This is a genomic window from Vibrio sp. HB236076, assembly GCF_040957575.1.
Classification (GTDB): Bacteria; Pseudomonadota; Gammaproteobacteria; order Enterobacterales; family Vibrionaceae; genus Vibrio.
On sequence record NZ_CP162601.1, the window covers coordinates 2948954 to 2961993 of the forward strand.

The 13040-nt window shown below is 49.1% G+C and carries 3 protein-coding genes, 4 tRNA genes and 5 rRNA genes; 1 reads left to right on the forward strand and 11 read right to left on the reverse strand.

Annotated elements, in window-relative coordinates:
* Nucleotides 1-23: 23 nt before the first annotated feature.
* The 9 genes from AB0763_RS12995 to AB0763_RS13035 form a co-directional block, all read right to left on the reverse strand.
* Nucleotides 24-2914 (reverse strand): 23S ribosomal RNA (locus AB0763_RS12995).
* Nucleotides 2915-3241: 327 nt separating this feature from the next.
* Nucleotides 3242-3317, reverse strand: a tRNA-Glu gene (locus AB0763_RS13000).
* Nucleotides 3318-3425: 108 nt separating this feature from the next.
* Nucleotides 3426-4977, reverse strand: a 16S ribosomal RNA gene (locus AB0763_RS13005).
* 394 nt (nt 4978-5371) lie between these two features.
* Nucleotides 5372-5487, reverse strand: a 5S ribosomal RNA gene (rrf, locus tag AB0763_RS13010).
* 114 nt (nt 5488-5601) lie between these two features.
* Nucleotides 5602-8492 (reverse strand): 23S ribosomal RNA (locus AB0763_RS13015).
* A gap of 340 nt (nt 8493-8832) precedes the next feature.
* Nucleotides 8833-8908 (reverse strand) — tRNA-Val (locus AB0763_RS13020).
* A 51-nt stretch (nt 8909-8959) separates the two neighbouring features.
* A tRNA-Lys gene (locus tag AB0763_RS13025) sits at nt 8960-9035 on the reverse strand.
* A 41-nt stretch (nt 9036-9076) separates the two neighbouring features.
* Nucleotides 9077-9152 (reverse strand) — tRNA-Glu (locus AB0763_RS13030).
* Between the two features lie 89 nt (nt 9153-9241).
* Nucleotides 9242-10793: ribosomal RNA gene (locus AB0763_RS13035) — 16S ribosomal RNA — on the reverse strand.
* The 16S, 23S and 5S rRNA genes sit together here with 4 tRNA genes alongside, the layout of an rRNA operon.
* Nucleotides 10794-11307: 514 nt before the next feature.
* Here AB0763_RS13035 and AB0763_RS13040 point away from each other — a divergent pair.
* Complete coding sequence (locus AB0763_RS13040) at nt 11308-11856, forward strand: gamma carbonic anhydrase family protein (RefSeq protein ID WP_306102235.1); 549 nt, start codon at nt 11308-11310, stop codon at nt 11854-11856.
* 29 nt (nt 11857-11885) lie between these two features.
* Here AB0763_RS13040 and AB0763_RS13045 read toward each other — a convergent pair whose 3' ends face one another.
* Both AB0763_RS13045 and aroE read right to left on the reverse strand, forming a co-directional pair.
* A complete protein-coding gene (locus tag AB0763_RS13045; RefSeq protein ID WP_306102236.1) occupies nt 11886-12158 on the reverse strand; it encodes a DUF1488 domain-containing protein in 273 nt (90 codons plus the stop codon).
* Between the two features lie 38 nt (nt 12159-12196).
* On the reverse strand, nt 12197-13021 hold the full coding sequence (gene aroE, locus AB0763_RS13050; RefSeq protein WP_306102237.1) for a shikimate dehydrogenase: 825 nt from the start codon (nt 13019-13021) through the stop codon (nt 12197-12199).
* Nucleotides 13022-13040 lie beyond the last annotated feature (19 nt).

The following is a 13040-nucleotide window of genomic DNA, read 5'->3' on the forward strand; positions in this document are numbered from 1 at the left end:
GATAAAAACCCTTTAGGTGTTGTATGGTTAAGTCTCACGGGCAATTAGTACAGGTTAGCTCAACGCCTCACAACGCTTACACACCCTGCCTATCAACGTTCTAGTCTCGAACAACCCTTTAGGACGCTTTAAGCGCCAGGGAGAACTCATCTCAAGGCTCGCTTCCCGCTTAGATGCTTTCAGCGGTTATCGATTCCGAACTTAGCTACCGGGCAATGCGTCTGGCGACACAACCCGAACACCAGAGGTTCGTCCACTCCGGTCCTCTCGTACTAGGAGCAGCCCCTTTCAATTCTCCAACGCCCACGGCAGATAGGGACCGAACTGTCTCACGACGTTCTAAACCCAGCTCGCGTACCACTTTAAATGGCGAACAGCCATACCCTTGGGACCGACTTCAGCCCCAGGATGTGATGAGCCGACATCGAGGTGCCAAACACCGCCGTCGATATGAACTCTTGGGCGGTATCAGCCTGTTATCCCCGGAGTACCTTTTATCCGTTGAGCGATGGCCCTTCCATTCAGAACCACCGGATCACTATGACCTGCTTTCGCACCTGCTCGAACCGTCATTCTCGCAGTTAAGCGGGCTTATGCCATTGCACTAACCTCACGATGTCCAACCGTGATTAGCCCACCTTCGTGCTCCTCCGTTACACTTTGGGAGGAGACCGCCCCAGTCAAACTACCCACCAGGCACTGTCCTCACCCCAGATAATGGGGCTAAGTTAGAACATCAACACTACAAGGGTGGTATTTCAAGGATGGCTCCACATGAACTGGCGCCCATGCATCAAAGCCTCCCACCTATCCTACACATGTAGGGTCAATGTTCAGTGCCAAGCTGTAGTAAAGGTTCACGGGGTCTTTCCGTCTAGCCGCGGGTACACTGCATCTTCACAGCGATTTCAATTTCACTGAGTCTCGGGTGGAGACAGCGTGGCCATCATTACGCCATTCGTGCAGGTCGGAACTTACCCGACAAGGAATTTCGCTACCTTAGGACCGTTATAGTTACGGCCGCCGTTTACCGGGGCTTCGATCAAGAGCGTCGACCTAAGTCTAACCCCATCAATTAACCTTCCGGCACCGGGCAGGCGTCACACCGTATACGTCATCTTACGATTTTGCACAGTGCTGTGTTTTTAATAAACAGTTGCAGCCACCTGGTATCTGCGACTCCTAATAGCTCCATCCGCAAGGGACTTCACCGTCAAGAGCGTACCTTCTCCCGAAGTTACGGTACCATTTTGCCTAGTTCCTTCACCCGAGTTCTCTCAAGCGCCTTGGTATTCTCTACCCGACCACCTGTGTCGGTTTGGGGTACGATTGCTTATAATCTGAAGCTTAGAGGCTTTTCCTGGAAGCATGGCATCAATGACTTCATCACCGTAGTGACTCGACGTCGTGTCTCGGCCTAACAAGGAACCGGATTTACCTAATTCCTTAGCCTACGCACTTGAACCTGGACAACCATCGCCAGGCCCACCTAGCCTTCTCCGTCCCCCCATCGCAATTATAAGCAGTACGGGAATATTAACCCGTTTCCCATCGACTACGCTTTTCAGCCTCGCCTTAGGGGTCGACTTACCCTGCCCCGATTAACGTTGGACAGGAACCCTTGGTCTTCCGGCGTGGAGGTTTTTCACCCCCATTATCGTTACTCATGTCAGCATTCGCACTTCTGATACCTCCAGCAAGCTTTACAACTCACCTTCAACGGCTTACAGAACGCTCCCCTACCCAATACAGTAAACTGTATTGCCGCAGCTTCGGTTTATAGCTTAGCCCCGTTACATCTTCCGCGCAGGCCGACTCGACTAGTGAGCTATTACGCTTTCTTTAAATGATGGCTGCTTCTAAGCCAACATCCTAGCTGTCTAAGCCTTCCCACATCGTTTCCCACTTAGCTATAATTTGGGACCTTAGCTGGCGGTCTGGGTTGTTTCCCTCTCCACGACGGACGTTAGCACCCGCCGTGTGTCTCCCGGATAGTACTTACTGGTATTCGGAGTTTGCAAAGGGTTGGTAAGTCGGGATGACCCCCTAGCCTTAACAGTGCTCTACCCCCAGTAGTATTCGTCCGAGGCGCTACCTAAATAGCTTTCGGGGAGAACCAGCTATCTCCAGGTTTGATTGGCCTTTCACCCCTAGCCACAAGTCATCCGCTAATTTTTCAACATTAGTCGGTTCGGTCCTCCAATTGATGTTACTCAATCTTCAACCTGCCCATGGCTAGATCACCTGGTTTCGGGTCTATATCCAGAGACTGAACGCCCAGTTAAGACTCGGTTTCCCTACGGCTCCCCTAAACGGTTAACCTTGCCACTGAATATAAGTCGCTGACCCATTATACAAAAGGTACGCAGTCACAGGACAAAGCCTGCTCCTACTGCTTGTACGTACACGGTTTCAGGTTCTATTTCACTCCCCTCACAGGGGTTCTTTTCGCCTTTCCCTCACGGTACTGGTTCACTATCGGTCAGTCAGGAGTATTTAGCCTTGGAGGATGGTCCCCCCATGTTCAGACAGGATATCACGTGTCCCGCCTTACTCGATTTCACTGAATATGCGCTGCCGGTTACGGGGCTATCACCCTGTATCGCGTGCCTTTCCAGACACTTCACCTGACGCATAAAAAGCTTAAGGGCTAATCCGGTTTCGCTCGCCGCTACTTCCAGAATCTCGGTTGATTTCTTTTCCTCGGGGTACTTAGATGTTTCAGTTCCCCCGGTTCGCCTCATTGTGCTATGAATTCACACAATGATAACTGCTTATGCAGCTGGGTTTCCCCATTCGGAAATCGTAGACTCAAGTGGCTCTTACTGCCTTATCTACGCTTATCGCAAGTTAGTACGTCCTTCATCGCCTCTGACTGCCAAGGCATCCACCGTGTACGCTTAGTCACTTAACCATACAACCCAAAAGAGTCTTTTGAGTTGATGTGCTTTACAAGTAAAGCGGTTAGTCACCAAGGTGTGTTCGTGTTTTTATACATGTCACGAACTCGATATTGCCGGACTCAATTTTGAAAACATATCGCTATGCTTTCCCAAGAACACTTGATTGTGTGTTGGTTATCTCTTAAAGAGATAATTGAGAACTTTTACAAACAATCTCAAAGAGATTGTTTTGTCAGCTTTCCAAATTGTTAAAGAGCATGATTGTCTTTCTACTGAAAGAAGAACCATTTTTAAGAACACTCATTTCTACTCACAGTAGTAATGAGTGTGCTTAAAGATGGTATCCCGTAGGGGAGTCGAACCCCTGTTACCGCCGTGAAAGGGCGGTGTCCTAGGCCTCTAGACGAACGGGACACTAATAACCCCTGCTCGGAAAAGGGCAGAGGAAATATTCGCGGTGCTCTCTTTATTTCTAAACGCTATCAATCTGTGTGGACACGCATCGAAAGATAATCTTTCGTATAAGGAGGTGATCCAGCCCCAGGTTCCCCTAGGGCTACCTTGTTACGACTTCACCCCAGTCATGAACCACAAAGTGGTGAGCGTCCCCCCGAAGGTTAAACTACCCACTTCTTTTGCAGCCCACTCCCATGGTGTGACGGGCGGTGTGTACAAGGCCCGGGAACGTATTCACCGTGGCATTCTGATCCACGATTACTAGCGATTCCGACTTCATGGAGTCGAGTTGCAGACTCCAATCCGGACTACGACGCACTTTTTGGGATTCGCTCACTTTCGCAAGTTGGCAACCCTCTGTATGCGCCATTGTAGCACGTGTGTAGCCCTACTCGTAAGGGCCATGATGACTTGACGTCGTCCCCACCTTCCTCCGGTTTATCACCGGCAGTCTCCCTGGAGTTCCCACCCGAAGTGCTGGCAAACAAGGATAAGGGTTGCGCTCGTTGCGGGACTTAACCCAACATTTCACAACACGAGCTGACGACAGCCATGCAGCACCTGTCTCATAGTTCCCGAAGGCACCAAAGCATCTCTGCTAAGTTCTATGGATGTCAAGAGTAGGTAAGGTTCTTCGCGTTGCATCGAATTAAACCACATGCTCCACCGCTTGTGCGGGCCCCCGTCAATTCATTTGAGTTTTAATCTTGCGACCGTACTCCCCAGGCGGTCTACTTAACGCGTTAGCTCCGAAAGCCACGGCTCAAGGCCACAACCTCCAAGTAGACATCGTTTACAGCGTGGACTACCAGGGTATCTAATCCTGTTTGCTCCCCACGCTTTCGCATCTGAGTGTCAGTATCTGTCCAGGGGGCCGCCTTCGCCACCGGTATTCCTTCAGATCTCTACGCATTTCACCGCTACACCTGAAATTCTACCCCCCTCTACAGTACTCTAGCCTGCCAGTTTCAAATGCTATTCCGAGGTTGAGCCCCGGGCTTTCACATCTGACTTAACAAACCACCTGCATGCGCTTTACGCCCAGTAATTCCGATTAACGCTCGCACCCTCCGTATTACCGCGGCTGCTGGCACGGAGTTAGCCGGTGCTTCTTCTGCAGCTAACGTCAAAGAACTAGGCTATTAACCTAATCCCCTTCCTCACTGCTGAAAGTACTTTACAACCCGAAGGCCTTCTTCATACACGCGGCATGGCTGCATCAGGCTTGCGCCCATTGTGCAATATTCCCCACTGCTGCCTCCCGTAGGAGTCTGGACCGTGTCTCAGTTCCAGTGTGGCTGATCATCCTCTCAGACCAGCTAGGGATCGTTGCCTTGGTGAGCCATTACCTCACCAACTAGCTAATCCCACCTGGGCATATCCTGACGCGAGAGGCCCGAAGGTCCCCCTCTTTACTCCGAAGAGATTATGCGGTATTAGCCATCGTTTCCAATGGTTATCCCCCACATCAGGGCAATTTCCCAGGCATTACTCACCCGTCCGCCGCTCGACGCCGTTATCGTTCCCCGAAGGTTCAGATAACTCGTTTCCGCTCGACTTGCATGTGTTAGGCCTGCCGCCAGCGTTCAATCTGAGCCATGATCAAACTCTTCAATTAAAGTTTTTGTGCTCTTTCGAGCGGCTCAATGAATACTGATTACATTCTTTATTCGTTGCCGAATAAGGACTGTGAATTGACTGTGCCAAGTCTTTCGACTCGTTTGGTCACTCAGTTCATTGAAACCAATGTGATTCCTGAGAATCTATTGATTATCATCAACGAGTGCCCACACAGATTGATAGTGTTTAAATTGTTAAAGAGCTTTGCTTTCAATGACTTATCACCGAAGCAGGACGCGTATAATACGCTATTGACTCTGTAAGTCAACATAAAATTTTATTTTTTTGGTTTTAAATTTAACACCAAACAATAAAACGTTATGGTGACTGATTTCTTGCGAAATCCAGTCATTGTTTTTAGATTTTTTTAAAATCTGAAAACAAGAATAAAAGCCTGGCGATGTCCTACTCTCACATGGGGAAGCCCCACACTACCATCGGCGCAATTTTGTTTCACTTCTGAGTTCGGCATGGAGTCAGGTGGGTCCAAAATGCTATGGTCGCCAAGCAAAATATGGCGTTATCTTGCCGTCAGGCAAGATAACTAAATCTGGAAAGCTGTTTGTGTTCTCGACACAATCAAGTTTTTTTATCGAGTCCGATAAAACCCTTTAGGTGTTGTATGGTTAAGTCTCACGGGCAATTAGTACAGGTTAGCTCAACGCCTCACAACGCTTACACACCCTGCCTATCAACGTTCTAGTCTCGAACAACCCTTTAGGACGCTTAAAGCGCCAGGGAGAACTCATCTCAAGGCTCGCTTCCCGCTTAGATGCTTTCAGCGGTTATCGATTCCGAACTTAGCTACCGGGCAATGCGTCTGGCGACACAACCCGAACACCAGAGGTTCGTCCACTCCGGTCCTCTCGTACTAGGAGCAGCCCCTTTCAATTCTCCAACGCCCACGGCAGATAGGGACCGAACTGTCTCACGACGTTCTAAACCCAGCTCGCGTACCACTTTAAATGGCGAACAGCCATACCCTTGGGACCGACTTCAGCCCCAGGATGTGATGAGCCGACATCGAGGTGCCAAACACCGCCGTCGATATGAACTCTTGGGCGGTATCAGCCTGTTATCCCCGGAGTACCTTTTATCCGTTGAGCGATGGCCCTTCCATTCAGAACCACCGGATCACTATGACCTGCTTTCGCACCTGCTCGAACCGTCATTCTCGCAGTTAAGCGGGCTTATGCCATTGCACTAACCTCACGATGTCCAACCGTGATTAGCCCACCTTCGTGCTCCTCCGTTACACTTTGGGAGGAGACCGCCCCAGTCAAACTACCCACCAGGCACTGTCCTCACCCCAGATAATGGGGCTAAGTTAGAACATCAACACTACAAGGGTGGTATTTCAAGGATGGCTCCACATGAACTGGCGCCCATGCATCAAAGCCTCCCACCTATCCTACACATGTAGGGTCAATGTTCAGTGCCAAGCTGTAGTAAAGGTTCACGGGGTCTTTCCGTCTAGCCGCGGGTACACTGCATCTTCACAGCGATTTCAATTTCACTGAGTCTCGGGTGGAGACAGCGTGGCCATCATTACGCCATTCGTGCAGGTCGGAACTTACCCGACAAGGAATTTCGCTACCTTAGGACCGTTATAGTTACGGCCGCCGTTTACCGGGGCTTCGATCAAGAGCGTCGACCTAAGTCTAACCCCATCAATTAACCTTCCGGCACCGGGCAGGCGTCACACCGTATACGTCATCTTACGATTTTGCACAGTGCTGTGTTTTTAATAAACAGTTGCAGCCACCTGGTATCTGCGACTCCTAATAGCTCCATCCGCAAGGGACTTCACCGTCAAGAGCGTACCTTCTCCCGAAGTTACGGTACCATTTTGCCTAGTTCCTTCACCCGAGTTCTCTCAAGCGCCTTGGTATTCTCTACCCGACCACCTGTGTCGGTTTGGGGTACGATTGCTTATAATCTGAAGCTTAGAGGCTTTTCCTGGAAGCATGGCATCAATGACTTCATCACCGTAGTGACTCGACGTCGTGTCTCGGCCTAACAAGGAACCGGATTTACCTAATTCCTTAGCCTACGCACTTGAACCTGGACAACCATCGCCAGGCCCACCTAGCCTTCTCCGTCCCCCCATCGCAATTATAAGCAGTACGGGAATATTAACCCGTTTCCCATCGACTACGCTTTTCAGCCTCGCCTTAGGGGTCGACTTACCCTGCCCCGATTAACGTTGGACAGGAACCCTTGGTCTTCCGGCGTGGAGGTTTTTCACCCCCATTATCGTTACTCATGTCAGCATTCGCACTTCTGATACCTCCAGCAAGCTTTACAACTCACCTTCAACGGCTTACAGAACGCTCCCCTACCCAATACAGTAAACTGTATTGCCGCAGCTTCGGTTTATAGCTTAGCCCCGTTACATCTTCCGCGCAGGCCGACTCGACTAGTGAGCTATTACGCTTTCTTTAAATGATGGCTGCTTCTAAGCCAACATCCTAGCTGTCTAAGCCTTCCCACATCGTTTCCCACTTAGCTATAATTTGGGACCTTAGCTGGCGGTCTGGGTTGTTTCCCTCTCCACGACGGACGTTAGCACCCGCCGTGTGTCTCCCGGATAGTACTTACTGGTATTCGGAGTTTGCAAAGGGTTGGTAAGTCGGGATGACCCCCTAGCCTTAACAGTGCTCTACCCCCAGTAGTATTCGTCCGAGGCGCTACCTAAATAGCTTTCGGGGAGAACCAGCTATCTCCAGGTTTGATTGGCCTTTCACCCCTAGCCACAAGTCATCCGCTAATTTTTCAACATTAGTCGGTTCGGTCCTCCAATTGATGTTACTCAATCTTCAACCTGCCCATGGCTAGATCACCTGGTTTCGGGTCTATATCCAGAGACTGAACGCCCAGTTAAGACTCGGTTTCCCTACGGCTCCCCTAAACGGTTAACCTTGCCACTGAATATAAGTCGCTGACCCATTATACAAAAGGTACGCAGTCACAGGACAAAGCCTGCTCCTACTGCTTGTACGTACACGGTTTCAGGTTCTATTTCACTCCCCTCACAGGGGTTCTTTTCGCCTTTCCCTCACGGTACTGGTTCACTATCGGTCAGTCAGGAGTATTTAGCCTTGGAGGATGGTCCCCCCATGTTCAGACAGGATATCACGTGTCCCGCCTTACTCGATTTCACTGAATATGCGCTGCCGGTTACGGGGCTATCACCCTGTATCGCGTGCCTTTCCAGACACTTCACCTGACGCATAAAAAGCTTAAGGGCTAATCCGGTTTCGCTCGCCGCTACTTCCAGAATCTCGGTTGATTTCTTTTCCTCGGGGTACTTAGATGTTTCAGTTCCCCCGGTTCGCCTCATTGTGCTATGAATTCACACAATGATAACTGCTTATGCAGCTGGGTTTCCCCATTCGGAAATCGTAGACTCAAGTGGCTCTTACTGCCTTATCTACGCTTATCGCAAGTTAGTACGTCCTTCATCGCCTCTGACTGCCAAGGCATCCACCGTGTACGCTTAATCACTTAACCATACAACCCAAAAGAGTCTTTTGAGTTGATAAATCAACTAATTAAGGTGTGTTCGTGTTTTTATACATGTCACGAACTCGATATTGCCGGACTCAATTTTGAAAACATATCGCTATGCTTTCCCAAGAACACTTGATTGTGTGTTGGTTATCTCTTAAAGAGATAATTGAGAACTTTTACAAACAATCTCAAAGAGATTGTTTTGTCAGCTTTCCAAATTGTTAAAGAGCAATGTTTTCTTTACAAAAACACTTTTTAAAGACTTTCAGGCGGTAAAAATCCGAACCAGCAACAAAAGTTTGTGTGGTTTGGACATCCGTGCCAAAAAATATTTAAAGAGTGGTGGGCGATACCGGGCTCGAACCAGTGACCCCCTGCTTGTAAGGCAGGTGCTCTCCCAACTGAGCTAATCGCCCATATTGATTCTGCTTTAAATCAGAACAATAGGTGTTTCCTGTGAAAGGAAATGGTGGGTCGTGCAGGATTCGAACCTGCGACCAATTGATTAAAAGTCAACTGCTCTACCAACTGAGCTAACGACCCAACTTTTCTTGTTTACCGCCTTGTGGCCATAAACAGTAAAGTGGTATCCCGTAGGGGAGTCGAACCCCTGTTACCGCCGTGAAAGGGCGGTGTCCTAGGCCTCTAGACGAACGGGACACTATGCGAAACATATGGGAATGTTTCTTTGAACTCTTTTCTAAACGCTACCAATCTGTGTGAGCACACATCAAAGACAATCTTTCGTATAAGGAGGTGATCCAGCCCCAGGTTCCCCTAGGGCTACCTTGTTACGACTTCACCCCAGTCATGAACCACAAAGTGGTGAGCGTCCCCCCGAAGGTTAAACTACCCACTTCTTTTGCAGCCCACTCCCATGGTGTGACGGGCGGTGTGTACAAGGCCCGGGAACGTATTCACCGTGGCATTCTGATCCACGATTACTAGCGATTCCGACTTCATGGAGTCGAGTTGCAGACTCCAATCCGGACTACGACGCACTTTTTGGGATTCGCTCACTTTCGCAAGTTGGCTGCCCTCTGTATGCGCCATTGTAGCACGTGTGTAGCCCTACTCGTAAGGGCCATGATGACTTGACGTCGTCCCCACCTTCCTCCGGTTTATCACCGGCAGTCTCCCTGGAGTTCCCACCCGAAGTGCTGGCAAACAAGGATAAGGGTTGCGCTCGTTGCGGGACTTAACCCAACATTTCACAACACGAGCTGACGACAGCCATGCAGCACCTGTCTCATAGTTCCCGAAGGCACCAAAGCATCTCTGCTAAGTTCTATGGATGTCAAGAGTAGGTAAGGTTCTTCGCGTTGCATCGAATTAAACCACATGCTCCACCGCTTGTGCGGGCCCCCGTCAATTCATTTGAGTTTTAATCTTGCGACCGTACTCCCCAGGCGGTCTACTTAACGCGTTAGCTCCGAAAGCCACGGCTCAAGGCCACAACCTCCAAGTAGACATCGTTTACAGCGTGGACTACCAGGGTATCTAATCCTGTTTGCTCCCCACGCTTTCGCATCTGAGTGTCAGTATCTGTCCAGGGGGCCGCCTTCGCCACCGGTATTCCTTCAGATCTCTACGCATTTCACCGCTACACCTGAAATTCTACCCCCCTCTACAGTACTCTAGCCTGCCAGTTTCAAATGCTATTCCGAGGTTGAGCCCCGGGCTTTCACATCTGACTTAACAAACCACCTGCATGCGCTTTACGCCCAGTAATTCCGATTAACGCTCGCACCCTCCGTATTACCGCGGCTGCTGGCACGGAGTTAGCCGGTGCTTCTTCTGCAGCTAACGTCAAAGAACTAGGCTATTAACCTAATCCCCTTCCTCACTGCTGAAAGTACTTTACAACCCGAAGGCCTTCTTCATACACGCGGCATGGCTGCATCAGGCTTGCGCCCATTGTGCAATATTCCCCACTGCTGCCTCCCGTAGGAGTCTGGACCGTGTCTCAGTTCCAGTGTGGCTGATCATCCTCTCAGACCAGCTAGGGATCGTCGCCTTGGTGAGCCATTACCTCACCAACTAGCTAATCCCACCTGGGCATATCCTGACGCGAGAGGCCCGAAGGTCCCCCTCTTTACTCCGAAGAGATTATGCGGTATTAGCCATCGTTTCCAATGGTTATCCCCCACATCAGGGCAATTTCCCAGGCATTACTCACCCGTCCGCCGCTCGACGCCGTTATCGTCCCCCGAAGGTTCAGATAACTCGTTTCCGCTCGACTTGCATGTGTTAGGCCTGCCGCCAGCGTTCAATCTGAGCCATGATCAAACTCTTCAATTAAAGTTTTGTGCTCTTTCGAGCGGCTCAATGAATACTGATTACATTCTTTATTCGTTGCCGAATAAGGACTGTGAATTGACTGTGCCAAGTCTTTCGACTCGTTTGGTCACTCAGTTCATTGAAACCAATGTGATTCCTGAGAATCTATTGATTATCATCAACGAGTGCCCACACAGATTGATAGTGTTTAAATTGTTAAAGAGCTTTGCTTCAAGGCTTTCCCTCGAAGTGGACGGCTATTTTAGCGATTTAAGTTTCTGTGTCAAACACTTTTTTGAAACTTTTTTATCGAAAGAGTGAATCACTCTTTGCCGCCTTACTGACTTGTCGCTTCAGCGTTTTGCTTCCCCGTGTCAGTGGATGCGCATTATAGAGATCCAGCTCACATTGACAAGCCCTTTTTTGCGTTTTTTTTGGTTTTTTTTGCGTTTGGGTGTTTTATGCACTTAAAAGGGCTATTTTCATATAAATACGCTGTAAGTTTCACCATGGCAGGCAGATTAAGGATATTAAAATGACAACTTTGTACCGCTACTTCGATAAAGCCCCTGTAATTGGCCAACGCGTTTATTTATCTGAACATTCTGTTCTAGTTGGAGATATACACATTGGTGATGACTCCAGTGTATGGCCTTTGGTGGCCGCTCGAGGTGATGTCAATCACATTCGCATTGGAAATCGGACCAACATTCAAGATGGCAGTGTCTTACACGTAACCCATAAAAATGCTGAGAACCCAAAAGGCTATCCATTGTTAATCGGCGATGACGTTACCGTAGGCCACAAAGCCATGCTGCATGGTTGTACCATTGGCAATCGGGTCTTGGTCGGGATGGGCAGCATTATTTTAGATAATGCCATAATAGAAGACGATGTAATGATTGGAGCGGGCAGCCTAGTTCCTCCTGGAAAAGTGTTGGAGTCGGGTTTTCTCTACCTAGGCAGTCCAGTAAAAAAAGCACGTTCTCTCACTGAGAAGGAACGTGCTTTTTTAGTCAAGTCTGCTCTGAACTACGTCAACAATAAAAATGACTATCTTGAACATGTCACTCCGAGTACTTAACACCTCATTGAAAAAGGGTTACCCCTATATCAATTAAGTTCAGCTATCTCGATACGACCTTGCAGATCAAAGTCGTCATCGAGAATTTTCTGTTCGGCGATATCTTCTAGATCAAACCGGAGTTGTTCAAAGGCCTCGTTCAACTCCGCTTGTGTATCTAGTGATGTATTTAGGTGATGCTCCAACGTTGACTTAGCGACAAAGCACTCTATTAACGCTCCCTGACACTGAGCGGGAAACGTGATAATCCCCAACGCTTCTTGCCAATCACACTGATCTGGAAACAATACCGATTGATTCATATTTATTTATTCCTGTTCAATCTACCACGCTAACCGCATTAGGACATCGACGCGCGCAGTTGCGCTAACACAGGCTTGATGTCAGGAAACACCCCATGCCATAGTGAAAAACTCTCTGCCGCTTGGCCGACTAACATCCCCAATCCATCATAACACTGTGATACACCATGGGATTGTGCCCATTGATTAAAGCTGGTCATCTGCTTTTGATAAATCATGTCATAGCACACGCTATCACGAGCAAAAATGGCATCAGAAATCGCGGGGACCTCCCCGGTTAAGCTGGTCGAGGTTGAGTTAATGATGATATCAAATGAAGTATTGATCGCCCCCAAATCACAAGCCTGCACGTCTCCTTTGCTGGCAAAACGTTCGGCAAGTGACGTCGCTTTTTCCATCGTGCGATTGACAATAACGAGTGAAGATAAACCTTGGTCTAGTAGAGGGCTGATCACGCCACGAGCAGCCCCTCCAGCACCGATCAGCAAAGCGCGTTTACCGGTAAACGCAACACCTTTGTGAAGCAGGTCTTTAACCAAGCCAGCGCCATCGGTGTTGTCGCCTAAAATACGGCCATCAGCAAGGCGCTGTAGCGTGTTCACCGCGCCGGCAAGACGTGCTCGCTCGGTCAACTCGTCAGCCATATCAAAAGCATCGCCTTTAAAAGGCATGGTTACGTTCGCCCCTAGGCCACCTTGTGCAAAGAATTGCTCGGCACTGGCAGTAAACTCACCAACTTGTTCTAGCTTCGCTTGATAATCAATATTCTTGCCAATTTGCTCGGCAAACTGTTGATGTATATAAGGTGACTTACTGTGTGCGATGGGGTTTCCGTACACTCGATAACGTTCAGGCCCTGCCATTCTTATTTCCTTTCTTCAT